The organism is Streptomyces sp. NPDC030893, from assembly GCF_055571535.1.
The window spans coordinates 557,359-582,877 of sequence record NZ_JBVIFC010000002.1; the positions used below are offsets into that span (position 1 = coordinate 557,359).

At 70.1% G+C, this 25,519-nt stretch carries 28 protein-coding genes and 1 pseudogene; 13 read left to right on the forward strand and 16 right to left on the reverse strand.

Annotated features, from left to right (window positions below):
• The first annotated feature begins 19 nt into the window (after positions 1 to 19).
• On the forward strand, positions 20 to 736 hold the full coding sequence (locus ACZ434_RS07280) for a 2'-5' RNA ligase family protein (protein WP_402272477.1): 717 nt from the start codon (positions 20 to 22) through the stop codon (positions 734 to 736).
• On the opposite strand, the gene ACZ434_RS07285 is transcribed toward ACZ434_RS07280, so the two are convergent.
• A complete protein-coding gene (locus ACZ434_RS07285; protein WP_468452707.1) occupies positions 714 to 1,052 on the reverse strand; it encodes an ATP-binding protein in 339 nt (112 codons plus the stop codon). The two genes, ACZ434_RS07280 and ACZ434_RS07285, sit on opposite strands and share 23 nt — an antisense overlap.
• Before the next feature lie 615 nt (positions 1,053 to 1,667).
• Between ACZ434_RS07285 and ACZ434_RS07290 the strand changes: the two genes are divergently transcribed.
• From ACZ434_RS07290 to ACZ434_RS07310, 5 genes are all read left to right on the forward strand, one after another.
• On the forward strand, positions 1,668 to 1,877 hold the full coding sequence (locus ACZ434_RS07290) for a DUF6415 family natural product biosynthesis protein (protein WP_468452709.1): 210 nt from the start codon (positions 1,668 to 1,670) through the stop codon (positions 1,875 to 1,877).
• On the forward strand, positions 1,874 to 2,578 hold the full coding sequence (locus ACZ434_RS07295) for a hypothetical protein (RefSeq protein WP_402272468.1): 705 nt from the start codon (positions 1,874 to 1,876) through the stop codon (positions 2,576 to 2,578). The genes ACZ434_RS07290 and ACZ434_RS07295 overlap by 4 nt, the downstream gene beginning before the upstream one ends.
• A 143-nt stretch (positions 2,579 to 2,721) precedes the next feature.
• Positions 2,722 to 3,840, forward strand: a complete 1,119-nt coding sequence (locus ACZ434_RS07300) for a radical SAM protein (RefSeq protein WP_468452712.1) — start codon at positions 2,722 to 2,724, stop codon at positions 3,838 to 3,840.
• The gene (locus ACZ434_RS07305) at positions 3,837 to 4,049 is read left to right on the forward strand and encodes a hypothetical protein (RefSeq protein ID WP_271319704.1); all 213 of its coding nucleotides are present in this window, start codon (positions 3,837 to 3,839) and stop codon (positions 4,047 to 4,049) included. The genes ACZ434_RS07300 and ACZ434_RS07305 overlap by 4 nt, the downstream gene beginning before the upstream one ends.
• Before the next feature lie 84 nt (positions 4,050 to 4,133).
• Positions 4,134 to 4,943, forward strand: a complete 810-nt coding sequence (locus ACZ434_RS07310) for a protein kinase family protein (protein ID WP_402272643.1) — start codon at positions 4,134 to 4,136, stop codon at positions 4,941 to 4,943.
• Between the two features lie 96 nt (positions 4,944 to 5,039).
• Here the strand turns inward: ACZ434_RS07310 and ACZ434_RS07315 are convergent, their stop codons facing one another.
• Genes ACZ434_RS07315 through ACZ434_RS07325 form a run of 3 tightly spaced genes read right to left on the reverse strand, consistent with a single transcriptional unit; the run spans position 5,040 to position 7,865 of the window.
• Positions 5,040 to 6,269, reverse strand: coding sequence for an MFS transporter (locus tag ACZ434_RS07315; protein WP_402272462.1), 1,230 nt, complete (start codon positions 6,267 to 6,269; stop codon positions 5,040 to 5,042).
• Complete coding sequence (locus ACZ434_RS07320) at positions 6,266 to 7,663, reverse strand: NAD(P)-binding domain-containing protein (protein WP_468452715.1); 1,398 nt, start codon at positions 7,661 to 7,663, stop codon at positions 6,266 to 6,268. The genes ACZ434_RS07315 and ACZ434_RS07320 overlap by 4 nt, the downstream gene beginning before the upstream one ends.
• A gap of 31 nt (positions 7,664 to 7,694) precedes the next feature.
• Positions 7,695 to 7,865, reverse strand: a complete 171-nt coding sequence (locus ACZ434_RS07325) for a hypothetical protein (protein ID WP_171987333.1) — start codon at positions 7,863 to 7,865, stop codon at positions 7,695 to 7,697.
• Between the two features lie 84 nt (positions 7,866 to 7,949).
• Here ACZ434_RS07325 and ACZ434_RS07330 point away from each other — a divergent pair, with 84 nt between their 5' ends.
• A complete protein-coding gene (locus ACZ434_RS07330; protein WP_328561986.1) occupies positions 7,950 to 8,315 on the forward strand; it encodes an ArsR/SmtB family transcription factor in 366 nt (121 codons plus the stop codon).
• 23 nt (positions 8,316 to 8,338) lie between these two features.
• Here the strand turns inward: ACZ434_RS07330 and ACZ434_RS07335 are convergent, their stop codons facing one another.
• On the reverse strand, positions 8,339 to 8,686 hold the full coding sequence (locus ACZ434_RS07335) for an ArsR/SmtB family transcription factor (protein WP_076975681.1): 348 nt from the start codon (positions 8,684 to 8,686) through the stop codon (positions 8,339 to 8,341).
• Positions 8,687 to 8,732: 46 nt separating this feature from the next.
• Here ACZ434_RS07335 and ACZ434_RS07340 point away from each other — a divergent pair, with 46 nt between their 5' ends.
• Positions 8,733 to 9,779 (forward strand): flavin-containing monooxygenase, encoded by a 1,047-nt coding sequence (locus ACZ434_RS07340; protein WP_402272454.1) that lies wholly within the window; start codon positions 8,733 to 8,735, stop codon positions 9,777 to 9,779.
• On the opposite strand, the gene ACZ434_RS07345 is transcribed toward ACZ434_RS07340, so the two are convergent.
• The 4 genes from ACZ434_RS07345 to ACZ434_RS07360 form a co-directional block, all read right to left on the reverse strand.
• Complete coding sequence (locus tag ACZ434_RS07345) at positions 9,771 to 11,099, reverse strand: hypothetical protein (protein ID WP_468452719.1); 1,329 nt, start codon at positions 11,097 to 11,099, stop codon at positions 9,771 to 9,773. The genes ACZ434_RS07340 and ACZ434_RS07345 overlap by 9 nt on opposite strands.
• A gap of 116 nt (positions 11,100 to 11,215) precedes the next feature.
• Positions 11,216 to 12,280, reverse strand: a complete 1,065-nt coding sequence (locus tag ACZ434_RS07350) for an ArsO family NAD(P)H-dependent flavin-containing monooxygenase (RefSeq protein WP_468452721.1) — start codon at positions 12,278 to 12,280, stop codon at positions 11,216 to 11,218.
• Positions 12,277 to 13,389, reverse strand: a complete 1,113-nt coding sequence (arsB, locus tag ACZ434_RS07355; RefSeq protein WP_468452723.1) for an ACR3 family arsenite efflux transporter — start codon at positions 13,387 to 13,389, stop codon at positions 12,277 to 12,279. Before arsB ends, ACZ434_RS07350 begins: the two co-directional genes overlap by 4 nt.
• Positions 13,386 to 13,694 (reverse strand): ArsR/SmtB family transcription factor, encoded by a 309-nt coding sequence (locus tag ACZ434_RS07360; RefSeq protein WP_125504850.1) that lies wholly within the window; start codon positions 13,692 to 13,694, stop codon positions 13,386 to 13,388. Before ACZ434_RS07360 ends, arsB begins: the two co-directional genes overlap by 4 nt.
• 95 nt (positions 13,695 to 13,789) lie before the next feature.
• Between ACZ434_RS07360 and ACZ434_RS07365 the strand changes: the two genes are divergently transcribed.
• The 4 genes from ACZ434_RS07365 (at position 13,790) to ACZ434_RS07380 (ending at position 17,402) form a co-directional block, all read left to right on the forward strand.
• Entirely contained in the window at positions 13,790 to 14,212 is a 423-nt protein-coding gene (locus tag ACZ434_RS07365; RefSeq protein ID WP_468452726.1) for an arsenate reductase ArsC, read from the forward strand.
• Complete coding sequence (gene trxB / locus ACZ434_RS07370; RefSeq protein ID WP_076975674.1) at positions 14,209 to 15,183, forward strand: thioredoxin-disulfide reductase; 975 nt, start codon at positions 14,209 to 14,211, stop codon at positions 15,181 to 15,183. Before ACZ434_RS07365 ends, trxB begins: the two co-directional genes overlap by 4 nt.
• 236 nt (positions 15,184 to 15,419) lie before the next feature.
• On the forward strand, positions 15,420 to 16,172 hold the full coding sequence (locus tag ACZ434_RS07375; protein WP_086703503.1) for a DUF5131 family protein: 753 nt from the start codon (positions 15,420 to 15,422) through the stop codon (positions 16,170 to 16,172).
• Positions 16,173 to 16,274: 102 nt separating this feature from the next.
• Positions 16,275 to 17,402: a three-Cys-motif partner protein TcmP gene (locus ACZ434_RS07380; protein WP_468452729.1), complete on the forward strand. Its 1,128-nt coding sequence runs from the start codon at positions 16,275 to 16,277 to the stop codon at positions 17,400 to 17,402.
• A gap of 379 nt (positions 17,403 to 17,781) precedes the next feature.
• Here ACZ434_RS07380 and ACZ434_RS07385 read toward each other — a convergent pair whose 3' ends face one another.
• The 7 genes from ACZ434_RS07385 to ACZ434_RS07415 are packed head-to-tail and all read right to left on the reverse strand — an operon-like array spanning position 17,782 to position 25,183.
• Positions 17,782 to 19,203 carry an NADH-quinone oxidoreductase subunit N gene (locus tag ACZ434_RS07385; protein WP_468452731.1) on the reverse strand — a complete coding sequence of 474 codons (1,422 nt, stop codon included), beginning with the start codon at positions 19,201 to 19,203 and terminating at the stop codon, positions 17,782 to 17,784.
• Positions 19,200 to 20,705: a complex I subunit 4 family protein gene (locus tag ACZ434_RS07390; protein WP_468452733.1), complete on the reverse strand. Its 1,506-nt coding sequence runs from the start codon at positions 20,703 to 20,705 to the stop codon at positions 19,200 to 19,202. Before ACZ434_RS07390 ends, ACZ434_RS07385 begins: the two co-directional genes overlap by 4 nt.
• A 5-nt stretch (positions 20,706 to 20,710) precedes the next feature.
• The gene (locus ACZ434_RS07395; protein ID WP_468452735.1) at positions 20,711 to 22,582 is read right to left on the reverse strand and encodes a proton-conducting transporter transmembrane domain-containing protein; all 1,872 of its coding nucleotides are present in this window, start codon (positions 22,580 to 22,582) and stop codon (positions 20,711 to 20,713) included.
• The gene (locus ACZ434_RS07400; RefSeq protein WP_468452737.1) at positions 22,579 to 22,884 is read right to left on the reverse strand and encodes an NADH-quinone oxidoreductase subunit NuoK; all 306 of its coding nucleotides are present in this window, start codon (positions 22,882 to 22,884) and stop codon (positions 22,579 to 22,581) included. The genes ACZ434_RS07395 and ACZ434_RS07400 overlap by 4 nt, the downstream gene beginning before the upstream one ends.
• The gene (locus ACZ434_RS07405; protein ID WP_468452739.1) at positions 22,881 to 23,450 is read right to left on the reverse strand and encodes an NADH-quinone oxidoreductase subunit J family protein; all 570 of its coding nucleotides are present in this window, start codon (positions 23,448 to 23,450) and stop codon (positions 22,881 to 22,883) included. The genes ACZ434_RS07400 and ACZ434_RS07405 overlap by 4 nt, the downstream gene beginning before the upstream one ends.
• A 13-nt stretch (positions 23,451 to 23,463) precedes the next feature.
• The gene (locus ACZ434_RS07410; RefSeq protein WP_468452741.1) at positions 23,464 to 24,393 is read right to left on the reverse strand and encodes an NADH-quinone oxidoreductase subunit H; all 930 of its coding nucleotides are present in this window, start codon (positions 24,391 to 24,393) and stop codon (positions 23,464 to 23,466) included.
• Positions 24,386 to 25,183, reverse strand: coding sequence for a hypothetical protein (locus tag ACZ434_RS07415; RefSeq protein ID WP_468452743.1), 798 nt, complete (start codon positions 25,181 to 25,183; stop codon positions 24,386 to 24,388). The genes ACZ434_RS07410 and ACZ434_RS07415 overlap by 8 nt, the downstream gene beginning before the upstream one ends.
• Before the next feature lie 6 nt (positions 25,184 to 25,189).
• Between ACZ434_RS07415 and ACZ434_RS07420 the strand changes: the two are divergent.
• Positions 25,190 to 25,519, forward strand: a pseudogene (locus ACZ434_RS07420) (FxsB family cyclophane-forming radical SAM/SPASM peptide maturase); the annotation flags it as partial.

The window sequence follows — 25,519 nt, forward strand, 5'->3', positions numbered from 1 at the left end:
TCACGAAGGAGTTCGCCGGGTGTCTTGGCCGCACGTCCAGCTCAGCGCCGATCCCGCAGCCTTCCCTGCCCACCCGCCGGCCGACCTGAGTGACCCGGCAGTGATCGCGGTGCACGACCAGGCCGCCTTCGACGCTGTGGAGACCATGGTCGATCACTGGGACCGTCCCGGCTGGACGGCGCAGACCCGTGCGTACTACTGGATGCTCACCTTCCCCGGCAGCGCAGCGCTGGCCGACCTCGCTCTTCGCTGTCAGCAGCACCTCACGCCGCTCGGTCTGGATCCGGTCCCCGACGACGGGTTGCACATCACGCTCACACGCGTCGGTTCGGCCGCAGCGCTGCCGCTGAGCCGTCTCGATGACGTCATCAGCGCAGCGGCCCCGCTATGTCCGGCGGCCTTCCGCCTGCGGGCGGTCCCACTCGCGGGTTCTCGGGGAGCCGTACGTCTGACAGTCGCCCCTTGGGGCCCGGTACTGGCGCTGCACGCGGCCCTCAGCGAGTCCATGGCTCCGTTGGGACTGGCTCCCCGCAAGCCGACCGCGCTGTTCCGCCCGCACCTGAGCCTGGCCTACAACAACCGGCCCCGCCCCGCTGCCCCCGTCATCAAGGCCGTCACCCCGCTCCGCGGGCTTGCACCAGTTGATCTGGACGTTCGTGAGGTGCAGTTGGTGGAGCTGCGACGCGAGGACCGCGCCTATCGGTGGGACGTCGTCAAGAGCCTGCCGCTCGGCTGACCGCCGCTTTCCCGCGCGGCAGGACGGCAACGACCGCCTTGCCGACGGCGGTGGTCTCCACGTACCAACGACGTGCCAGCGTCTGCACCAGCCACAGCCCACGGCCGGACTCAGCAAGCGGATCGGCAGCCGTCTCCGACAGGTGCACACCACCACCGTCAGGCTCCGGGTCGTGAACCGCGACAACGACCTGATCCCCGTCAATCTCGATAGTCAGACAGTCGGGGCCGGCCGCCGTGTGTCGCATTGCGTTACCCACCAGCTCGGATACGACCAGCACCGCGTCGTCCACGCAAGGCACGACACCGGCCAGCACTGTACGAGCGTGGTCACGAGCAGAGGTAAGCGGCTCGCACCGACCGGCCAGGGCCACCCAGTGCGTGGGAGAACTGTGGACTGCCGGGCGTGAGTCGTTCAGCATCGGGGTCGCTCTTCCGGTCGTACGAACGGGTGTGACCCACAGGTTCCGCTTGTCTCCAGCGCGGCTCCACGCCGTCCGACCGACGCTTCTCCGCCGTCCAGACGGCGAGGAAAAGGCGTAGCGACGGCGTGGAAACGCCACTACCGCAACGGGAGCCTCGAAGCCGATGGTCGGCCCTCTCCAGGGCGTCCGGATCGCCGACTTCGCGTAGAGGAGATCACCGTGCCCGCCCCCGTACGAGCTACCCACCGGCTCCGCCTCGCTGTGCCAGAGGAGTCGGGGCGATGACGGCCACCACCCTCCACCCCGGTTGGTCCCATCCCGTGCGAGCCGCCGTACCGCCCTTCACCGAGGCCGGCTTGAGTAGGGTCCTGAAGAAGGTGCAGCGCTGGGCCCCGTATGTCGACGGCTTGCTGCTCGATGACGTGGCAGCCGTCCTGGACGACTACACGCCCACCGAACACGAGGTCGACGAGCACGCGCAGCGCCTTCGTGGGCACTGGGCACCTTATGCGACTCGTCCACCTCGCCGTGGTCTCCAAGGTGGCCGAGCAGGACGGGCAGGTGGCCGACCTCATCGAGCGCGGGCGAACCATCGGGACCGAGGAAGTACCCACCGACCACCGCCGGGCCGTCGGACACCTCCGGCGCATGGCGTGGACGCTCCACGAACTCCTCGAACGCTTGGTGGCCCACCAGTGCCTTACGGAGGCGCCGTGACCTTCCCGCCTCTCCGCCTCACGTACAACCCGCAGGCCGTCGAGCCAAGAGGCAAGAACCTCCCCCTGGTCCCGTACATCACCCAGAGGGACGGGGAGGACGCGGCGCCGGACAACCTCGTCATCACGCAGCACTCCGCCGGCCCGCGGCTGTACTACGCGGACGAGGACCCCCGGGACCGAGACCCCCGGGGCGTGCTCTGGGCCCGATGCGGATGGAACCCCGCCGACGCCGAAGGCCGGATCACCGGTGAGCCGCAGTGGAAGCTGATGCACCCCCACCGGCAGATGGTGTGCATGCAGACGCTCACCTGCCAGGTCTGCGCAGGTCCCGCCCGCACGCCCCTCGGCTTCATCTTTCTCGCCGGCCCCCGGGATCACGATCCAAGTCGGCCGAGCATCCTCACCAATCAGCCTCCGGTGTGCCGCAGGCACACCCGTGCTGCCGCGAGGCTTTGTCCGCACCTGGAGGACGACCCGACGGTGTTCCTGGCCAGGAGCGCACCCCTGTACGGCGTGCACGGCACTCTGTACGGCCGGGACGCGGGCGGTGTGAAGGTCGTCGCGCAGCCGGATGCGCCCTTGCCGTACGGCCATCCGAACCTCGGGACGTTCCTCGCCTCGCAGTTGGTTCGCCGCCTCCACTCGTTCCGCGTCGTCGGCCTCGACGAGCTGCTCGACGAGCTGGCCACTGCCTGGTAGCTCCCCGCGTCGGGGCCCTCCAGCCTCACCGGCCGGCCAGCCGAAGGACAGGGGGCCGGTGAGCGGGGCGGGTCCGAGGAGTTCCCCCGACTCCACCTCTGCACGGACCCGCCCCACCCCCTGCCAGACGACATGGAGGCAACGTGCACCAATTAATCGCGAGTCCGTTCCTGGGCCAGTACCTCCTCCTCCGGCCCGGTCACGCCAAGGGAGTGGCCATCCCCGAGTCCCGCTTCGAGGAACTGCGCACGGTGGTCACCGAGGACCGGTCGGCCCCGGCCTGGCTCGCCGAGGCGACCACGGCCGCATGGCAGTTTCCCCTGCCCACCGGGCCACTGCGGGACACCCTCCTCGTCCGTGGACGCTCCACTTACGGGTATGCGAAGGCGTCATGGGAGATCAACCTCGGCTGTGACCACGACTGCGGCTTCTGCTACCTCGGCGAGAAGCGGTTCGAGGACCTGGACTGGGACGACAAGACGCGCCTGCTCACCATGCTGCGCGATGCCGGCGTCCTATGGCTCCAGATCACCGGCGGCGAGGCCCTGATCGACCCGCAGTTCGCCGCTGCGTACGAGTACGCCACCGGCCTCGGAATGATGATCCAGATCTCGACGAACGGCAGTCAGCTCCACAAAGCGAGGATGCAGGAGCTGTTCGCCCGCCTGCGGCCCTACCGACTGACGGTGAGCCTCTACGGAGCGACCGGAGAGACCTACGACGCCGTCACCCGCAACCGCGGCGCCTTCGACCGGTTCACCCGCGGCCTGGACTCCTCCCGCACGGCGGGACTGCCCGTGCGCATCAACATCATCGTCGCCGAGGAGAACGCCCACGAGGTGGACGACATGGTCCGCCTGGTGGAAGACCGCTGGGGCTTCCCGTACCAGGTCTTCACGAACATGTCCCCGACGATCGACGGAGAGGCGAAACCGCTCGCCTTACAGGCCCAGAAGTACGTCCGCGCCCGCCGTATCTTCACCGGCTGCAACGCCGGCCACACCTTCTTCCACGTCGACCCGCACGGCATCGCCTCGGTCTGCAAGATCGGCCGCGACCCCAGCGTGAACCTCATGACGGAGGGCCTGACCGCCCTCCCCCGACTCGGCGGCATCGCCGAGTCCCTCGAGCTCCGCACCGGTGGATGCTCCGGCTGCTCGAAGGTCGGCACCTGCAGGACATGCCGACCGCTGGCCAAGCTCCACCAGGAGGCGGGGGACAACCGATCGCTCTACTGCCAACACGGAGGTTACGGAGCATGACTCCCACCAGCACCACCCTGACCCGGCCGGCACCGGTCCCTGTCACCATCGGCCAGCGTCCGCCCACAGAGGCCACCGGCACCCTGCCTGTGCCCGTCTCCACGACCCCGATCCCCGAGGGCACGTTCCAGCTCATCGACGACCTGGACGTCGACGTCGCTGAGTCCGCCGGGTGCAGCTGCTCGGCCGGCGACGACCAGCCCTACTAGACCGGGGTACGCTCCGGCGCGCTGCCCCGGCCGTACGCTGGCCGGGGCAGCCCATCGCTCTCTCCGAGGAAGCGCGCCGTGTCCATGATCCGCCGCCACTTCCACGACCTTCCCGTGGAGGCACGCCAGGCCATCGCCGACAAGGCGGGCCCCGTCCACGCCACCCGCACCGCCGACGGAGGGCTGAACTCAGGCATCGCCGCGTTCCTCGACACTGATCACGGCCCGGTCTTCGTCAAGGGCATCCCCACCGACCACCCACAGGCCCCGGCCCAGCGTCGAGAGGCCGCGATCAACCCGCACCTCCCCCGTGCCTGCCCCCGCCTGTACTGGCACATCGAGACGGCCGGCTGGGACCTCCTCGGATACGAAGTCCTTCCGGGACGGCACGCCGACTACACCCCGGGCTCCCCCGACCTCCCCCTCGTCGCCTCGGCGATCGCTGAACTTCAGGGGACCACGGCCCCGGCGAACATCCCCATCAAGGCCGCCGAACAGCGCTGGGCCGCATACGCTCCACCCGGAACCGCCGCTCACTTCGCCGGTGACACCCTCCTGCACACCGACCTCGCCCCGCACAACGTGCTCGTGGACGACCGTGCCCACATCATCGACTGGGCCTGGCCCACACGCGGTGCAGCCTGGATCGATCCCGCCATCCTCATCCTGCGGCTCCTCGAAGCCGGACACACGCTCGTCGAGGCGGACGCCTTCGCCTGCCGTTTCTCCTCCTGGCGCACCGCACCAGCGGAGGCCAAGAAGGCGTTCGCCGCCGCCAACGCTGCGGCGTGGCAAGAGATCGCCCGCGCCGAGGCCGCGCCCTGGAAGGCTTCGATGGCTGGCCACGCGGTCGCCTTCCATACCCACCTGCATGCCGCGCCCGGCAACAAGTAGAGCGGGAAAGCCGCGGCCCGAAGGAGGCCAGCGACGCCATCTCCCGCTCGGAGCGCTAATGACGGCTCGGGAGCCAGGCGGGTCCTCTACTCGCTCTTAGCCTGGTTTGTCGGTGTCAGGACTGGTCCAGGCCGCAGTCGAAGCGGCGATCATGGAGATGGCGGCCAGGAACACAAAAAGGTGGCTGTACCCACCTAGTGGTGCGGCGAGCGCCGCTCCGGCGAAGGGGGCCATAGCGGCCGCAGTGGTTGCCGGTGCCGCGAGGAGTCCGGAGAGCCGACCGTAGTGGGTGGTGCCCCACCGGTCGGTGACGGCGGTGGCCTGGAGCAGGGTGAGATTGCCTCGGACCATGCCGGCCGCGATGGACACGGCGACCAGCAAGGCATAGGGGCCCGAGACGGCGGCGAAAGCGGCCGTGGTGAGGCCGCCGAGAGCGATCAGGATCGTTGTGCGGGCCGTCACGGTGGTGCGACGGGCCAGTGCGGCGTACAGGGTGCGGCCGAGGGTTTGTCCGGCCCCGCCGAGTCCAAGCGCCCAGGCGGCCTGGTTGGTCGTGTAGCCGCGTTCCATGAGAAGCGGGACGAGGGCCACGACGACGGCGTACATCGTGAACGCCGACAGGGTGAAGGCTGCTGCGAGCAGCAGGAACGGTCTGCTGCGCTCGGTTCTGGACTCGCCGGTGTCCGCATGCGCGGTTGTGGGTGGGACGGCGGGCCACGGGGCACGCAGCGCCAGAGCGTGGGCGGGGATGGTGACGGTGGCGAGGATGGCGGCCAGTACGAGGTAGGTGTGGCGCCAGGAGAGGTGGTCGGCGAGTAGGGCGGTCAGCGGTGCGAAGACGGTTGAGGCCAGGCCGCCGGCGAGGGTGACGACGGTCAGGGCCCGGATGTGGTCGGGGGCCCACCAGCGGGTGAGGGCGGCGAAGGCGGGCTGGTAGAAGGTCGCCGCCATTGCGAATCCGGCGAGTCCCCAGCCGACGAAGAAGATGGGCAGGTTGGGAGCTGTGGCGACCACCAGCAGGCTGGTGACGCCGAGGACCGAACCGATCGTCATGAGGGCGCGCGGGCCATGCCGGTCGAGGATGGGCCCGACACGGATTCCGGCGAGCGCGGAGACGACGAGGCCGAGCGAGAATGCCGCCGTAGTCGCTCCGGCCGTCCAGCCGGTCGCGGCGGTGATCTGGGGGTTGAGGACGGGGAAGGCGTAGTAGACGATGCCCCAGCTCACGATCTGCGTCAGGCAGAGGGCAGGTAGGGCGGCGCGGGGCCGCGACCGGTCCCCTGTTCCGGTCGCGGCCCCGCTGTCGCGGGTGTTCAGGCCGGTCACGAGCCGCAGCAGCCGCCCGCCGGTGCTTCTTCGGCAGCCGTGCCCACCGCCGCGGGCGCTGCGAGCGTCACGAGCTGCGGTTCCGGGGCAGCGCAGCATCCGCCACCTTCGGTCTGCTGGGTGTCGGGGGTGTCGAACAGGCCCGCACCGCCGCAGACCCCGGTCTCGGGGAGGGTGAGTTCCACGCGGTCGGCGGACTCGGTGTCGCCGGCGATCGCGGCGGCGACGGAGCGGACCTGCTCGTAGCCGGTCATGGCCAGGAAGGTGGGCGCGCGGCCGTAGGACTTCATGCCGACCAGGTAGACGCCCTGCTCGGGGTGGGAGAGCTCGCGGTGACCGTGCGGGTAGACGGTGCCGCAGGAGTGCTGGTTCGGGTCGATCAGCGGGGCCAGTTCCACCGGAGCCTGAAGGCGCTCGTCCAGGCCCAGGCGCAGTTCGTCCAGGAAGGAGAGGTCGGGGCGGAAGCCGGTCAGCACGATCACCTCGTCCACCGGGTCGAGGCGACGCCCGTCCTCGCCCACCAGGACCAGGCGGCCGTCGGCGTCGCGTTCGAACGCCTCGGTGCGGAAGCCCGTGACCGCGTCCGCGTGCCCCTTGTCGACGGCGGCCTTCGCGGCGAGGCCGAGGGCGCCGCGGGCGGGCAGCTGGTCGGCGGCGCCGCCGCCGAAGGTGGAGCCGGAGATGCCGCGGCGCAGGATCCACACCGCGTGCGTGCCGGTACCGTCCTCGGACTCGGCCAGCTCGGCGAGGTACGCGAGCGCGGTGAAGGCGGAGGCGCCCGAGCCGATGACGGCCGTGCGCCTGCCCGCGTAACGGGCGCGTACGGACGGGTCCTTCAGATCCGGTACGCGGTAGGTGATCCGGTCGGCCGCCGCCTTCTCGCCGAGCGCGGGCAGGCCGCTGCCGCCGGCCGGACCGGCCGTGGCCCACGTACCGGAGGCGTCGATCACCGCGCGGGCGAGGAGCCGCTCCTCGCGGCCGCCGGCGTACTCGACGTGCACCACGAACGGCTGCCGCTCCCGGTCGGCGTCGACGATCCGGTCGCGGCCGGCCCTGGAGACACCGGTGACGGTGGCCCCGGTGCGGACCTTGTCGCCGAGTGCGTCCGCGAGGGGCTGCAGGTACTGCTCGGCCCAGTCTCCGCCGGACGGGTACGTCGCCGGGTCGGGGCGCGTCCAGCCCGTGGGGGCAAGGAGCTTCTCGGCGGCCGGGTCGACGACCTCACCCCACGTGGAGAACAGGCGCACGTGGCTCCACTCACGGACGGCCGCACCGGCACGGCTGCCTGCTTCCAGGACGAGGGGCTCGATGCCGCGCTCGACAAGGTGGGTGGCGGCGGCGAGCCCGACGGGGCCGGCTCCGATGACGACGACAGGGAGCTGCTGGGTGCTCATGATGCTCGGTCTCCTTGAAGGGCGAAGGGGGTCAGCGCGCGTGCGTGAGGGCGGTCAGCTGAGTGTGCTGCCGGCGTTCGGCCGCCCGGGTGGCGCTGTCGCTGACCTGAGCGCAGCTGTCGCAGAAGCTGACGCCGGCCAGGTGGCGGGCGGTGCGACGGGCTCGGGCCGCGGTGAGCGCAGTACGGAGGGTGGTGGCCACGACGACTCCTTGTTTCGATGTCTGTCGATGCGTGTCTACGCCTCGGAGCTTGCCACCCGTATCGACGAGTGTCAACATAGACGTATGTCGAAATCAGAGGTCGCGGAACTTCCCGTCCTGCCGGACAGTGACGTCGTGCCGTGCTGCCCGCCGATCACCGCCGGTGAGCTGTCCCCGGCGGACGCGGAGAAGATGGCCGCCATGTTCAAGGCGCTGTCGGACCCGGTGCGCCTGCGCCTGTTCTCCAAGATCGCCTCGCATCCGGGCGGGGAGGCGTGCGTGTGCGACATCGCCGACGTCGGCGTATCCCAGCCGACCGTCTCCCACCACCTGAAGAAGCTGCGCGAGGCCGGCCTGCTGACCTCCGAGCGGCGTGGCACCTGGGTCTACTACCAGGTCGCCCCGTCCGTGGTGGCGGCCATGGCCGCGATGCTCGATCTGCGCGGCTGACCGCTGCCCGAGCCGGGCTGCGGTCAGGCGCCGCAGCCGAGCGGACAGCAGCGAAGCAGGTATGCCTTGAGGGCGTCCAGGTGGTGAGCCATGGTGGCGCCGTCGGCGCGGTAGAAGACCTGCTTGCCCTCCTTGCGGGAGAGGACCAGGCCGCCGCGGCGCAGGAGGCTCAGGTGCTCGGAGGCCGTTGACGGCTTGAGGCCGCACCGCTCGGCGATCTCTCCGACAGTCAGTTCGCGACTGCCCGCGAACTGCTGCATGACCAGTTGGCGGGTCTCGCTCGCCAGGGCCTTGAGGAAGTCGGCCGTCGCCGGGTCGACCCCCTCGCCCGCACCGCCACCCGCCACTTCCTCGGCTGATCCGCGACTCATATTTCGTCACTTCCCGAAACGACGACGCTTACAGGAGAAGGTTCTCATGGAGCACCACGCCGACCTCATCGTTCTCGGCGCCGGCCAGTCCGGTCTGGCCACCGCCGCACTCGCGCCCCGCCACGGTTTCGCCCGTGCGCTCGTCTTGGAGTCGGCCGACCAGGTGGGCGGGTCATGGCCCCGCTACTACGACAGCCTCACCCTGTTCTCCCCCGCCCGGTACTCGTCGCTGCCCGGCATGCGCTTCCCCGGTGACGGCGACCGCTACCCGACCAGGGACGAAGTGGTCGACTACCTGCGCGCCTACGCCCGCCGGCTCGACGCCGACATCCGCACCTCCACCACCGTCACCTCGGTGCAGCCGCGCGATGGTGCCTGGATGGTGTGCACGGAGGACGGCGCCGAGTTCACGGCGCGAGCGGTCGTGGCCGCGACCGGCGCCTTCCGCAGTCCCTACACGCCGGTCGTGCCCGGCTGTGAGGAGTTCGCCGGGCAGTCGCTCCACGCCGCCGACTACCGCACCTCCGAGCCGTTCACCGGCCGGCGCGTCGTGGTCGTGGGCGGCGGCAACTCGGCCGTCCAGATTGCCGCCGAACTCGGCGTGGTCGCCGAGACCACGCTGGCCAGCCGCCGGCCGATCGGCTGGGTGAAGCAGCGTCCGCTGGGCCGGGACATTCACTGGTGGCTCCGGCGCACCGGGTTCGACATCGCCCCGCTGAGCCGGATGCTGGAGAGGGTGCCAGTGTCCGTCCTCGACGACGGGCGCTACCGCAGGGCTCTCGACACCCACGGCATCGAGCGGCGCGAGATGTTCGCTCGTCTCACACCGGACGGTGTCGTGTGGGCCGACGGTGCCAAGGAACCTGTCGGTACGGTCATCTGGGCCACCGGGTACCGCCTCACCTATCCCTACCTGAACGGAAGCGGTGTCCTGGGCACCGATGGCCGGCCCCGCCACCACGGCGGCATCGCCACCGTTCCCGGGCTCGGGTTCGTCGGCATCGAGTTCCAGCGCAGCTTCTCTTCCAACACCTTGCGCGGCGTGGGCCGCGATGCCGCGCACGTGCTGTCCCGGCTCAGTCGCTCACGCTGACTCAGCGTCCTCGGCCGCACGGTTCCATGCCTCGCTGTAGACCTGGATCTCTTCATCGGACAGGTCCAGGTCGCCGTGGACGCGCACCACGTTGGTATCCCACGGGCGCACGCCGTCGTGGCGTGGAGTGAGCAGGACTCCGAGCGTGGAAGATTCCTCTGCCATGCCAGTGCGCGCTGTGACCTCATGGTGGCGCAGTTGCACGTACGCGGAGAAGGAAGCCTGGACGATGGGATCGAAGCGGGTGGCCGCGCCCACGATCAGCTGACGGGCTCCGTCCTCTTCGAGAAGACGCCGGAAGCGCCACTTGCAGTGCTCATCCGGTACCTCCGGCACGTCACGGAGCATGTCCAACAGCAGGTGACCCCATTCAGCCCGGGCCGGCACCGGCAGCCGGTCGAAGTCGGACAGCACCGTGAAGCGGTCTGCCTCAGCCACCGAATCGCGCAGGAAGCTGGTGGCAACGTCTTCCAGCATGATGCGGATCATGAGGTGGGCATGGGTACCGTCGGCCCCCGCCGGAGCCTGCGGCAGCCGCGGTGTGGAGAACAGCGTGCCACCCGGACCGACCAGCTCTGTGTCGATGTCCTTGGCCGGCGCGGCGGCATCGGCGGCGGCCAGCTCGTAGAAGCGGACCGGCTCCTCGCCCAGCGGAACGGGCTCTTCGTCGGCTGCGCGGAAGAGGTAATCGAGTACGGCGGTGGTGGAGCGCAACTGGTCGAACAGGAAATCCCAGTCGCGGCGGGTCAGCGCGATGGCGGGTATGCCGATCGGCTTCAAGCTCACCTGAGTTTCTTCCGGGACCTGGGGATGGTCCAGCAGGAACACCGCGACCCACTCGTACGCGTTGCCGTCGACCTGCAGTGCCCGCCCCCGGCCGTTGATCATTTCGGCGGGCAGCATGCGCAACTGCCGCACAGTGCCCTTGGCCTGGTTCATCGCCTTGGTCGCCACCTTCTGGATCCAGGCGGTCTCCTGAGCGTCCGGCTTAGGCTTGATCGTGCGGGCCTTCACCTGCACGACTGCGCCTCGGCGGCCGGCCAGCAGCAATCGATCGCCCAGTTCCCGTAGGCCCGATCCCTTGGTCGCATGTTCGGCCTGTTGAAAGACGAAGTCGGGCATTCCCCAGGTGGCCGCTGCAGTGTGAGCGGCAGTCTCAGCGCCCGGGCCGTGCTCAACGCCGGACGGCAACGGCAGCGCCGGAGGTATTCGTCGCATGTACGGCCCGTTGGGCGTCTCCACGATAAGGGTGAACGCGCTGGGGTCGTCATCCTGGACGTAGCGCCACAACTGAGTAGTGGAGGAAGCCGTGTCGGTCATGGCACCCATTAGACGCCGCGCGGCATAGCTGGTACGGCGAATTACCACGGCTCCGCTGACGGCGGCAGCATGCCCAGCATCTGAACTCTGGTAATCGTGCAGGCCGAGTCGCGAAGTCAGATATTCAGCTGACGCGCGATCTGTTGGGCGGCCTCGCGGGCAGGGCGACCCACACCGATAAGGGTGGCGGAGGCAGGTCCGGTCCAGTCGCCGTAACCGAGTAGGTGCAGACGGGGCTCACCAACGGCGAGAGTCCCGGAGGTCGCGACGTGGCCGCGCGGGCCGCGCAGTCCGAGCGGGGCGAGGTGAGCCAGGGCGGGCCGGAAGCCGGTGCACCAGATGATCACGTCGGCGTCCGACCGGCTGCCGTCAGCCCACTGGACGCCGGTGGCAGTGAGCCGGGTGAACATCGGCCGGGCTCGCAGGAGTCCGGCATCACGGGCGGCGCGGACAGGGGGAACGGCGACGACGTCGCCGAGCGAGGCGACCCCACCGATGTCGCTGCGTCCTTCGTCGAGGGCGCGGCGGCGTGCGGTGGCGACGTCGAACAGAACGCGGCCGTCGACGTCGTCGGGGAGGAAACGGGGCGGGCGCTGGGTCACCCAGGTCGTCTCGACGTTGTCATCCAGTGCGAGGTCGGCTGCGATCTGGGCGCCGGAGTTCCCTCCACCGACTACGAGGACGCGTTGACCGGCGAAATCGCCTGGACGGTGGTAGTTCACGGTGTGCAGTTGCCGACCGGTGAAATCGGTGCTGCCCGGCACGGCGGGGACGAAAGGCCATGACCAGGTACCGGTGGCGCTGATGACTGTCCGGGCCCGCCAGGTGCCGGAGTCGGTCTCGACCAGGAGCCGGTCGCCGTCACGGTGCACGGCGTCGACCTGGGTGCCGTGTTGGACGGGCAGGTCGTACCGCTTCTCGTAGTCGGTGAGGTAGTCGACCACGTGCCCGGCGTCCGGGTAGGTCTCACCGGGCTGGGCGGGCATGAGGCGGCCAGGCAAGGAGGAGTGGTCCGCCGGCGAGAAGAGGTGCAGCGAGTCCCACATGTGCTGCCAGGACCCGCCCGGTGCCGCGTCGGCGTCCAGGATCACGTGGTCGAGGCCCTGGCGGCGCAGGTGGTAGCCGGCAGCGAGCCCAGCCTGGCCGCCGCCGACCACCACCACATCCGTGTGCTGCGTCACGGCGCCGTCGTCACCGTGCCGGCGGTGAACTTCCTTCGCCAGGCGAGCGCGACGTAGACCAGACCGATCAGCACCGGGACTTCGATGAGCGGGCCGACGACGCCGGACAGTGCCTGGCCGGAGGTGACACCGAAGGTCGCGATGGCGACCGCGATGGCCAGCTCGAAGTTGTTGCCCGCCGCGGTGAACGCCAGCGTGGTGGTGCGGTCGTAGGCGAGCCCCAGGCCCTTGCCGAGCAGGAAGGTGCCGAAGAACATGACCGCGAAGTAGACGAGCAGCGGCAGGGCGATCCGGGCGACGTCCAGGGGCTGGGAGGTGATGGTCTTGCCCTGCAGGGCGAAGAGGATGACGATCGTGAACAGCAGCCCGTACAGCGCCCACGGCCCGATCTTCGGCAGGAAGCGCTGTTCGTAGCCCTCGCGGCCCATCTTCTGCTCACCGATCCGGCGGGTCAGGAAGCCGGCCAGCAGCGGGACTCCGAGGAAGATGACCACGTTCAGGGCGATCTCCCACATCGAGATGTCCAGGTGCTCTCCGTCGCCGAGGCCGAGCCAGCCGGGCAGCAGGTCGAGGTAGAACCAGCCGAGCAGGCCGAACGCCAGGACCTGGAAGACCGAGTTCAGCGCGACGAGCACGGCCGCGGCCTCGCGGTCGCCGCAGGCGAGGTCGTTCCAGATGATCACCATGGCGATGCAGCGGGCCAGGCCGACGATGATCAGGCCGGTGCGGTACTCGGGCAGGTCCGGCAGGAAGATCCACGCCAGGGCGAACATCACCGCGGGTCCGAGGATCCAGTTGATGACCAGGGAGGAGATCATCAGCTTCCGGTCGCCGGTGACGGCGTCAAGCCTGTCATAGCGGACCTTAGCCAGGACCGGATACATCATGATCAGCAGGCCGAGCGCGATCGGCAGGGAGATACCGCCGACCTCCACCTTCGCCAGCGCGTCGTTCAGCCCTGGAATGGCCCGTCCGAGCCCGAGGCCGACGGCCATGGCGATGAGGATCCACACCGCCAGGTAGCGGTCGAGGGTGGAGAGCTTCTTGACGATCGAGTCGGCGCCACCCCCAGTCGGAGCGGAGGCGGTGGTGGGCTCGGTGGAGGTCACGGGCAGGCCCTCTTGTTCTCGGCGGCGGTACGGGCGGAGGCGGCGAGTTCGGCGAACTGCTCGGACAGGCCGGCCAGGACCTCGGGCTTGAGCTTGTAGTAGGTGAAGCGGCCGCAGGGCTCGGTCTCCACGATCCCGGCCTCGCGCAGCACCTTCATGTGGTTGGACAGGTTGGTCTGCTTGGCTCCGGTCTCCTCGACCAGGTGCGTCGTGCACAGCGTCTCGCGCGCCAGCAGGGTCACGATCCGAAGGCGGAGCGGATCGCCCAGCACCCGGATCACATCAGGATCGACTGAAGTCAGCATGCACTGATACTGTCACATCACTGCCCGCTGATACCAGCGGGGGCTGAAGTCATCGGCGGCCGGGTTCCGCCCTGCGACGAGAGAGAACGATCACCATGGCCGACAAGCCGTCCGTCCTGTTCGTCTGCGTCCACAACGCCGGCCGCTCCCAGATGGCCGCAGCATGGCTGACCCACCTCGCTGGTGACCGCGTCGAGGTCCGCTCCGCCGGCTCCAACCCAGGCGAGCAGGTCAACCCGGCCGCCGTCGCCGCGATGGCCGAGGTCGGCATCGACATCTCCAAGGAGACGCCGAAGATCCTCACCGTCGACGCGGTCCGCGAGTCGGACGTCTGCATCACGATGGGCTGCGGCGACACCTGCCCCGTCTTCCCCGGCAAGCGCTACCTGGACTGGAAGCTGGACGACCCGGCCGGCCAGGGCGTCGAGGCCGTGCGCCCGATCCGCGACGAGATCAAGACTCTGGTCGAGGGCCTGATCGCCGAGATCGCCCCGGCGAAGCCGGAGGCGACGGCGTGAGCGAGATACGCGACGTCGTCATCATCGGCTCCGGCCCCGCCGGATACACCGCCGCCCTCTACACCGCCCGCGCCCAGCTCAAGCCCCTGCTCTTCGGCAGCAGCATCTTCGTCGGCGGATCCCTCACGACCACCACCGAGGTGGAGAACTTCCCCGGCTTCCCCGACGGCGTCGACGGCCCCCTCCTGATGGAGAACATGCGGGCCCAGGCCGAGAAGTTCGGCGCCGAGATGGTCGACGACGACATCGTCTCCGTCGACCTGACCGGCGACGTCAAGCTCCTGACCGACACGGCCGGCACCGTCCACCGCGCGAAGACGGTGGTCATCGCGACCGGCTCCGGCTACCGCAAGCTCGGCTTGCCCAAGGAAGAGGAACTGTCCGGCCGCGGCGTGTCCTGGTGCGCAACCTGCGACGGGTTCTTCTTCCGGGACCGGGACATCGTCGTGGTCGGTGGCGGCGACACCGCCATGGAGGAAGCCACCTTCCTCACCCGCTTCGCCCGCTCGGTGACCGTCGTCCACCGCCGCTCGACACTGCGCGCCTCACAGGTCATGCAGAACCGGGCCTTCGCCGACGACAAGATCTCCTTCGCCTTCGACACCGAGGTTGCCGAGATCAAGGAGAGCAACGCCATGCTGGCCGGGCTCGTACTGCGCGACGTCTTCAGCGGCGCCACCCGTGACCTGGAGGCGACCGGCCTGTTCATCGCCATCGGCCACGATCCGCGCACGGAGCTGTTCAAGGGCCAGCTGGACTTGGACAGCAACGGCTACATCGATGTCATCTCGCCCTCCACCCGCACGAACATCCCGGGCGTGTTCGCCGCCGGCGACGTCGTCGACCACACGTACCGCCAGGCGATCACCGCCGCTGCGAGCGGCTGCCAGGCCGCGCTGGACGCGGAGCGGCATCTTGCCGCACTCGCCGACGGCCGCAAGGAACCGACCTCGGTCGCTGCCAGGGCCTGACGTGCGCTGGCTCAGGACGGCTCCCAGCGCAGGGCCAGCCCTGCCCCCCACACGGCACTGAGCAACTCAGGTTCGGCCCCAACGCCCTCTTCACAGAACGTACGTTCGACGTGAAGGATGGAGTGATAGATCGCGTGTCAGTTCGGCACGCCGCTCGTTAGGCAGCGCAGTCGAAGCGCGAGTGGGCACGGGCAAGCGCTGATGGTCCTTGTCCACCCCGCGACGGGAGGGGACCGATGGGCGATCGCAGCACGATCGAGTGGACCGAGGCGACCTGGAATCCCACCACAGGATGCGACCGCGTCTCCTCCGGGTGCGACAACTGCTATGCGCTGGTCTTATCAAAACGCCTGAAGGCCATGGGCGTTGCGAAGTATCAGGTGGACGGTGATCCCAGGACCTCCGGCCCGGGTTTCGGCCTCACCTTGCACCCGGACGCGTTGGATATCCCGCGTCACTGGAAGGCCCCTCGCATGGTCTTCGTCAACTCCATGAGCGATCTGTTCCATGCCAAGGTGCCCCTGGACTTCGTACGGCAGGTTTTCCAGGTGATCGCCGAGACGCCACAACACACCTACCAGCTCTTGACCAAGAGGGCCCGCAGGCTCCGGCGGGTGGCCGGCGCGCTCGAATGGCCGCCCAACCTATGGATGGGAGTCTCCGTCGAGAATGAAGAGCATCTGGATCGCATCGATGACCTGCGACTGGTGCCGGCCGCGGTGCGCTTCCTCTCCTGCGAGCCACTCCTGGGTCCCTTGACCGGATTGCGGTTGGACGGCATTGGATGGGTCATCGCGGGTGGCGAGTCTGGGCCCCAACATCGGCCCGTACAGGAGCCGTGGCTGGTCGACATCCGCGATGCCTGCACCGAGGCCGGCGTGCCCTTCTTCTTCAAGCAATGGGGCGGCCGCTCGCCTAAAGCCGGAGGCCGCGAGCTTGCCGGAGCGACGTGGGACGAGATGCCTCCCCGGCTGGCCGTGACAGCGTAGTAATGGCCAATCTTCAACAGACGCCGTACGCGCTCTGGTGACACACGGCAACTGTGTGTGACCCTCTTCTCAGCGGGCTATTTGGGACCGGGGGGAGCCATCATGGCCGTGCCGAAGGACGCCGTCTGGGAACGCGATCCACATACGGCAGCCAAACACGACTTACTCAAGCAGTACCTGGAGGCATGGGCGCCGATCCTCCTGTCCCGAAACGACGTGATCACGTACGCCGAGGGCTTCGCGGGAGCGGGCGTCTACCAGGAGGGCGAACCCGGTTCACCGGTAATCGCCTACGACGTCTTCGCCGAGGCACTTGAGAGAATGCCGAAACGCATGCGGTTGATTCTCACGGAAGAGGATCCCCGGCGTGTCGAGGAACTGAGGCGCCAGATGGCACTCGTCCGCACGAAGCACACGGACGACATCGCCAAGCGGCTACAAATAGACATACAGCATGCCGACTTCCACCCCGTCCTCTTGCAGAAGCTGAGGACCGTAGGTGCGCTGAGGCATCCCCTCTTCGTCCTCCTGGACAGCTTCGGCGGACCGGACATCCCGTACTCGCTACTGCGTGAACTGGGGCTCTGTCGCAGCACTGAAGTGATGGTGACCTTCGGGCCCGGCTTCCTCACGCGGTTCGCCAAGAATGACAACGGCCACCGTCAACGCGGCGACGAAGCGTTCGGCTCCCAGGACTGGCGCGCCGTCTTCGAGCAGCCTTCCGAGCAGAAGTTCACATTTCTCCGCGAGCAGTACCGGAGGACCCTGCGCGATGCCGGCTTCTCCCACACGTTGTACTTCGAGATGGTCGACGAGGGCAGCAGGAAGCTCTACCTGATCTTCGGCACCCAGCACGAGAAGGGGCTGGAGAAGATGAAAGACGCCATGTGGAAGGTCGACCCTTCCCATGGCGTCCGCTACCGCGACCCCAGGGACACGCAGCAGCAAATGCTCGATCTCGAGTTCGAGCCGAACACAGCTCCCCTGCGAAGGATCCTGCGAGATTTCATAGCCGACTCGCCCACGGGGCGGACAGTGCCGGAACTCAAGAGGTACACCCTTCTGGAGACCGTTTACCGACCGGCAGAAGTGATCAAGGCAGTACGTCAACTGCGTGATGAAGGCACCGTGACGACGCATCCCCATGTCATCAACCTCAAGACGCGCGTGACCATGGCACAAAGTGGATCCAAGGCTGCTCCGATCGCTGAACAGGGCGCCCTCTGGTGAGCCGCCACTGCCACAAGCACTCGGCAGGCATGTGCTCGCGAGGGCACATCCAGGGCACATGAGCCTGGGAAACGGCGTTGACCCGTGAGAACTACCGAAAGCAGTTTCCGCAGGTCAACGCACGCTTCGCCGAGAAGCACCAGGTCAGCGCGCCGCCGCGTTCAATCGCTGCACGAGTGGCAGGACTTCAGCCACCGGCTGCATGAGGCGGGGCATCAGCCGTACTGCCTGGTGTGGCCCTGAGCCGTCGCTTTGGACGGCGGCGTCGAACAGGGCCGCACGGGTAGCCCTGCGGCAAGTGGCTCCGGTGTTTTCTTCCCACCTGTAGCAGGCGGCCCCGACCTGCCGGACGTCGTCCGGTGGGTGCGACGTGTCCGTCTCATCGCAGCAGTGGTCCCTCGGCTACTTCGAGGACGGCCTGTCCGGCCATGCCGAGCAAGAGGGACAGGGCGGCTGCCAGGTGGGCCGTCATGGTGGGCCAGCGGCCCGAGACCGCGTGCGTGCCGGCGGGTGGCGTGTCGGTGGTGGGGAACAGGGGGCCGATCCAGCGCAGGTAGTAGAAGAGCGATGCGACGGTGTTGGCGACCGCGAGGGCGGCGAGCCAGGTGTAGCCGCCGTCGATGGTCGCGCTGAAGATCTCCAGCTTGCCGAGGAAGACGCCGGTGGGCGGCGTGCCGACCAGGCCCAGGAGGCAGACGACGAGCACGGCCGCGAGGCCGGGGCGGCGGCGGGCGAGGCCCCGGTAGTCGGCGAGAGAGCGGGCCCGGGGAAGTGCCGTGACGACGGCGAAGGCGCCGAGGTTGGTGACGGCGTAGGCGGCCAGGTAGAGCAGCAGGCTCCGTTGGGCGGTGTCGCTGCGGGTGGTGACGGCCAGGGCCATGAGGAGGTAGCCGACCTGGCTGATCGTGGAGTAGGCGAGCAGGCGTTTGACGGAGGTCTGGAAGAACGCCGCGAGGTTGCCCAGGGTCATGGTGGCCGCGGCCAGGATCGCGAGGAGCAGCGACCAGTTGACGTCGCTGTCGGCGAGTGCCTGGTGCAGCAGTCGGTAACCGGCGATCAGGGCGCCGACTTTGGGCACGGTGGTGATGTACGCGGCGACGGGTGCCGGAGCGCCGTCGGTGACGTCGGGCACCCAGAAGTGGGCCGGTACGGCACCGGCCTTGAAGAGCAGGCCGGCGAGGACGCCGACGAGTCCGACGGCGACGAGGCCGTAGGGGGCGGAGGGCAGGGTCCTGGCGAGTTCGCCGTAGTGGGTGGTGTGGCCGGCGCTGTAGAGGAGCGCGGTGCCGGCGAGCATGGTGATGCCCAGGAGGGCGCCCATCAGGTAGTACTTCAGGGCGGCTTCGGTGCCGTGGGCGTCCTTGGCGAAGCCGGCGAGTGCGTAGGCGGGGACACTGGCGAGCAGGTAGGCGGCGAAGAGCATCAGCAGGTCGTTCGCGCCGAGGAGGGCGAGGGTGCCGCCACCGGTCATCAGGAGCAGTACCCAGTACTCGGCTTCGCGTTTGTGGCCCCTCACGGTCTCCACCGACATGCCGATGATCAGCAGCAGGGCGGCGAGCACGACGAGCCGGCCGGTGTCGGTGGCGGTGTCGACGGCGAACGCGCCGGCGAAGACGGTCTGTTCGCGGCCGGTGGTCATGGTGACGGCGGTGGCCGCCAGGCCGGCCGCGCAGGCGGTGGCCCCGAGTACGGCCACGAGCCACTGGCGCCGGCGGGGCAGCCAGGAGCCGGCCAGGAGGCCGATGACGGCGGCGCCCAGGAGGGCGGTCTCGGGGACGAGGGCGGCCAGGTTCTCGTTCACCGCGCGACCAGGCCCGTCAGGGTGCGGCTCGCGGGTTCGATGACGTCCAGCAGCCAGCGCGGTGCGACGCCGATCACCAGGGCCATCGCGAGCAGCGGCACCGTGGACAGCGCCTCGGCCGTTCTCAGGTCCCGGATACCGCCGGTGGGGATGGTGTCGGGCAGGCGCGGGGTGCCGAGGAACATGCGCCGCAGCGCGGTCAGGAACAGGGCGGCGGTGATCAGGATGCCGGTCACGGCGACGGCGGTGGCGACGGCGTGGGAGGCCAGGCTGCCGGTGAAGATCTGGAACTCGGCGATGAAGCCGGAGAAGCCGGGGATACCGAGGGCGGCGAACGCGGCGACGGCGGTGACCGCCGCGAAGCGCGGGGCGTGCGCGGCGAGTCCGGAGTACGAGTCCATCGTGTAGGTGCGTCCGCGGTCGTAGAGCACTCCGGCGAGCAGGAACAGAGCGGCGGTGATCAGTCCGTGGCTGACCATCTGGGTGACCGCTCCGGTCACCGCCAGGGTGCGCGCCTGGGCGTCGCTGCCGGCGAGTGTCCCGGCGGCGCCGACGGCCAGGAGGACGTAGCCCATGTGGTTGACCGACGTGTAGGCGATCATGCGTTTGAAGTCCGTCTGCGCCAGCGCGACCAGGGCCCCGTAGACGACGGACACGACGCCGACGATCACGATGACGAGCGCGTAGTGGCGCCAACTGCCGGGCAGCAGCGGCATGGCGATGCGGACGAAACCGTAGGTGCCCATCTTCAGCAGGACTCCGGCGAGGATCGCCGAACCGGTGGCGGGGGCTTCGGTGTGGGCGGGCGGCAGCCAGGTGTGGAAGGGCACGGCAGGGGTCTTGACCGCCAGGCCGACGCCGATGGCCAGCAGCACCAGGCCCGCGTACGGGCCGCGTCCGGCCAGCGGGTTCGCGCGGGTGAGGTCGACGATGTCGAAGGTGTGCGGGTCGGCCGCCAGGTAGAGGCCGATGAAGCCGAGCAGGAGGGCGAGGGAGCCGACGAAGGTGTACAGGAAGAACTTCAGCGCCGCGGCCCGGGCCCGTTCGCCGTGTCCCCACCCGGCGATGACGAAGAACATGCCGACGATGGAGAGGTCGAAGAAGACGAAGAACAGGATGAGGTCGAGGGCGACGAACAGACCGGTGCTGACGGTCTGCAGGAACAGGAAGAGGCAGACGTAGGAGCGTACGCGCCGCGTCTCGCGCAGGGAGTGGACGGCGACGGCCAGGAACAGGAGGCAGGTGAGGGCGACCAGGGGGAGGGACAGGCCGTCGACGCCCACGTGGTAGCCGACTCCGGCGCTGGGGATCCAGCGCGCCCGCTGCTCGTACTGCATCCCGCCGCCGGTGTCGTAGCCGGCCCACAGGCCGATGACCAGGGCCAGGTCCACGGCGGCGGTGGCGATCCACACCCACACGTACACCCGCTCGGGGAAGGTGCGCGGCAGGAGCACCAGTGCGGCGCACACCAGCAGCGGCAGGAACGTGACGACGCTCAGCACAGGGGTTACCTCACCAACAGGATGATCAGGACCAGTACGGCGAAGCCGACGGCGGCCTGGGCGTAGTACTGGTGCAGCAGTCCGGTCTGCGGGCGGCGCGCCCATCGGCCGAGGCTCCGCGTGCCGGCGGCGACGGCACGGACGGATCCGTCGATGCCGCCGTCGTCCAGACGGCGCGCGAGCCGGGCCGCCGCGAGGCCGCCACGGGCGGTCTGCCGTACGGCGCCGTCCACGACCCGGTCGTCGACGGCGGCCAGCGTCCGCGCGAGGCCCAGCACCGGCCGGACCACGACGAGCCGCGCGGCCCGCTCCAGGTGCAGCCACTCGCGGGCCCCCCGGACGGCGGCGCGTGGTGCGGGCGGCGGGCGGGACGCCCACCGCCAGGCCAGGCCGGCGGCGGCGAGCGCCACGCCCGCGGACAGGCCGAGCTCCCACGGCTCGGGGGACGGTTCGGCCCCGGAGCCGACCAGCCGCTTCAGCCAGGACGCCGGTCCCGGCAGGGCCAGCACCCCCAGGACCGCCGCCGCGAGGGTGAGGGCGAGGAGCGGAGCCGGTGTCGTCCGGGCGACGCGCCGGGTGCCGTGTGTCTCGGTGTCGTATCCGGCCTCCGCGTCGTCCGGGAGGGGACGGGTGACGTACCGGACGGCTTTGACGCTGTACACGGTGGCGACGGCGGCCGCCGCGAGGCCCAGCGCGTACAGCGCGGTTCCCTCGGTGCGGGCGGCGGCGAGGACCTCGTCCTTGGCCGCCCACAGGGACAGGGGCGGCAGCCCGGCCAGGGTGAACGCGCCCACCGTGAAGGCCACGCCGACCAGTGGGTGGGCGCGGGCCGCCCCGCGCAGCGCGGTCAGCCGCTTGGTGCCCAGCGCGGTCAGCCAGGCCCCCGCGGCGAGGAACAGACCTGCCTTGGTGGCGGCGTGGGCGACGAGCTGCGTGGTGCCCGCGGCGACGCCGCCGCTGCCCGCGGCCAGCACCATGAAGCCGATCTGCGCCGAGGTGGAGGCCGCGAGAAGCTGCTTGAGGTCCCTCTGGGCCACCGCGACCAGCCCCAGGGCCAGGGCGGTGGCCGCGCCGGTCCAGGCGAGCAGGGGCCCTGCCCAGTCCGTGGCGTCCAGCAGCGGGACGAGTCGCAGCAGCAGGTACGCGCCCGCGGCGACCATGGTCGCCGAGTGCAGCAGCGCGGAGACGGAGCTGGGCCCCTGCATGGCGCGCGACAGCCAGAAGGAGAACGGCAGTTGCGCGGACTTGCCGAGGGCGGCCACGACGATGCCCGCGGTGACCACGTGCAGCCAGGGCGCATCCGCGTGCGGCAGAGCGTCCAGACGCAGCGAGCCGACGCCCCCGGCCACGGCGGCGCCGGCCGCCAGGTACAGCCCGAGGTCGGCGGCGCGGGTAGTGAGGAACGCGACGTCGGCGGCCTCCGCCCGTCCCGGCTGCCGCCACCGGTAGCCGATCAGTGCCCAGCTGGTGGCGCCCATCACCTCCCAGGCCATGAGCAGCGGCGGCAGGGTGGTCGCCGTGACGGTGACGAGCATGGCGCCGGCGAAGAGCAGCATGAGCCCGAAGAAGCGGCCCCTGTTCTCGTGGGCGGTGAACTCTCCCGCAGCGAAGACCAGTACGGCGGTGGTCACCGCGGCGACGGTGACCACCATCACCGCGGACAGGCCGTCCACCGCCAGCCCCGCCTCGGTCCCCGCGAACAGCGGTGCGCTCGCTTCCGGCCGGGTCAGCGCGGCGGCGACCGCCGCACCGAGCGTGGCCAGGGCGACGGCCACGGCGATGACGGGGACCTGCCGCCCCATGCGGGGTCCGGTGAGGGCGAGCACCGTTCCCCCGCCCAGGGGGAGGGCGATGAGCAGCCAGAGCACCGCGCTCACCCCTTCAGGTCGTCGGCCATGTCGGTCATGTCGACCTGGCGGGCGCGGTAGACGGCGGTGGTGACGGCGAAGCCCATGGCCATCTCCACGGCCATGGCCACCACGGCGGCCACGATCACGACCTGGCCGCTGCCGGCCGCCGGAGCCAGGAAGTACCAGAAGTCGGCGGCGGCGACGATGACCCCGCCGATCATCAGCTCGATCCCCATCATGATCATTACGATGGACTGCTGGGAGAGGGCACCGTACAGGCCGGTGCAGAAGAGCCCGGCCGCGAGGACCAGCAGGAGTTCGAACGTCATCGGCCCACTCCCCCGCCGGCGGGGTCCTTCGCGGGCCGCTGATCGAGGTCGTCCCCGAAGCGGTCGTACCGTCCGCGGTGGGTGGCGAGGACGGTGGCGCCCACCATGGTGGCCAGGAGTACGAATCCGAGCGTGACCATGGTCAGCATCTGGTCCTCCATCAACGACATCCCGACCTGGAAGGTGCTGTCCCCGGGACGCGCTCCCGTGCGGTCGGGCCACGGAACCAGGAAGACCCCTGCGGTCAGGGCGGCGAACACGAGACCGCTGATGACCAGTGAGCCGCGCTTGTTGTGCAGCATCGACATCGGCATCAGACCGGCCGGATTCATCATGTACGCGACCATGAACACCGCCATGATCACCATCTCCATGACCATCATCAGCACGATCACCACACCGAGATACGGCAGCCGCAGCACGGTCACCACGCCGCCCACGCACACCAGGGAGGTCAGGAGCGCGAAGGTGACCCGGGCCATGGAGTTCAGGGTGAACACCAGGACCGCACCGGTCAGGGCGAGCACGCCCAGTACCCACAGCAGCACGGTGTCCGTCGTGCCCATGACGTGATCCCTTCTAGAGGTCGAGATCGACCAGGGCCGGAACCAGCACCTGGAGGACGGACAGCGGCAGGAGCACCACCCAGGCCAGTTCCACGTAGCGGTCGGCGCGGACGACGGGCAGCCGCCGCAGCACCCACACCAGCACCGCGAGCACCAGCAGGGTCTTGACCAGCGACCACGCCCAGGGCGGCAGACCCGGCCCGGCGCCACCGCCCAGGAACAGCGGCACCGCCATCGCGGCCCCGGCCGCCAGCCACAGCCACCGCCCGGCCTGCAACAGCAGCCGGTCCACCCCGGACGTCTCCCCCAGAACACCGTCGGCGACGTCGGGTCCGGCCGGATACGCGAAGGGACCCAGGAAGCTGAAGGCCAGTACGCCCGCGAGGTAGACGACGAAGGCGAACGGCATCCACACCGCGTACCACAGGCCGTGCTGGGCGTCGGCGATGTCGGTCACCCGCAGCGACTGGGCGCCCGTGGCGGCCGAGATCAGCGCGAACATCAGCGGCAGCTCGTAGGCGAGGCCCTGGGCGAGGAAACGGTAGCCGCCGACCAGGGAGAACGCGGCGTTCGGGCCCCAGCCTGCCATCCACAGCCCGGCCCAGGTCAGCACCTCCATGGCGTTGAACCACACCACTGCAACCGACAGATCGGCGACGACGCGGCCGCCGAACGGGATGACCAGCGTGGACAGTACGGCAGCCACCGGCACGGTGATCACGCCCGCCCGCCACAGCAGCCGGTCCGCCGCGGGCAACCGCCGCGGCTGCGCCAGCAGCGCCCGCGGCACGGCGAGTAGCGGCCGTACGGCGGTGCCGACGGTGATCCGGCGACCCGCGTCACGGGCGTCCAGTACCGCGTCGGCCGCCACCGCCAGCACCGCGAAGCCGAGCAGCATCGCCGGGGCGGCCGGCAGCGCCCACCACGTCCCCGCCTCAGCCACGGGCGGCCTCCAGCGGGTGCGCGGACAGTTCGTCCGGGTCCGGGTCGAGGCTGGCGACGACGAGACGGGCCGCGCCCAGCTCGGCCCCCGCCAGCAGGCGGGGAAGCAGCCCCGCCAGGGCGGCCGACGGCGGGCGCTCGGCGTCCCACCGTCCGCGCGGGCTCTCCTGCGCCACCGGATCGAGGGGGGCGGTCGCGTCCAACTGCCGTACGTCGTCCATGACGTCGGTGAGCCACTGGCGATAGCGGGCCGGTACGTCCCCGCCGGGCGCCCGTACGGCGGGACCGGTGACGCCGGCGGCCCGGGCGTCGGCGGCGCTCAGCACGCCCATGCCCCGCGTCAGCCAGTACAGGGTGCGTGACCGGCCGACCCGCCGGGCGAAGCGCTCCGCCCGGGGCAGGACCGCCGAGGCGGGCGCCTCCTCCAGCAGGTCGTCGCGCAGTCGCCGGGCCGCCACCGCCTCGGCGGGCCAGCCTGCCACCGACAGCAGTCGGCCCAGGCTGTCCAGGTGCGCCGCCGCCCGCCGTCGGGCGGCCTCCCCGACGCCCACCGGCTCGCCCGCGGCGGCCCGGATCCACGGTCGGCTCCAGAAGGGATCGGCCGCCCTGCCGACGGGCGGCTCGTCCAGGTCGGCCCGCTGGACGACGTCTCCCTGCACCACCACACGGAGGGTCAGACCGGCGGGCCAGTCGGCCAGGAACGGGCCCAGCGGCAGATGCAGGCGGTCCAGCGTCAGACCGTCGCGATCCTCGCCCGGCCCGGCCATGGCCAGTCCGCCCGGTGTCCCCATGCCGCCGTGACCGTGACCGTGACCGGCGTGGTCGTCATCGCCGCCGCCGTGACCGGTGCCGCGGTGGCCGGTGCCACCATGGCCGGTGCCCCCGTGACCGGTCCCGTCATGGCCGGTCCCGTCATGGCCGGTCCTGCCGTGGCCGGTCCCGTCATGGCCGGCCCCGTCATGGCCGGTGCCACCGTGACCGGTCCCGTCATGGCCGGTCCCGTCATGGCCGGCCCCGTCATGGCCGGTGCCACCGTGACCGGTCCCGTCATGGCCGGTCCCGTCATGGCCGGTCCTGCCGTGGCCGGTCCCGTCATGGCCGGCCCCGTCATGGCCGGTGCCACCGTG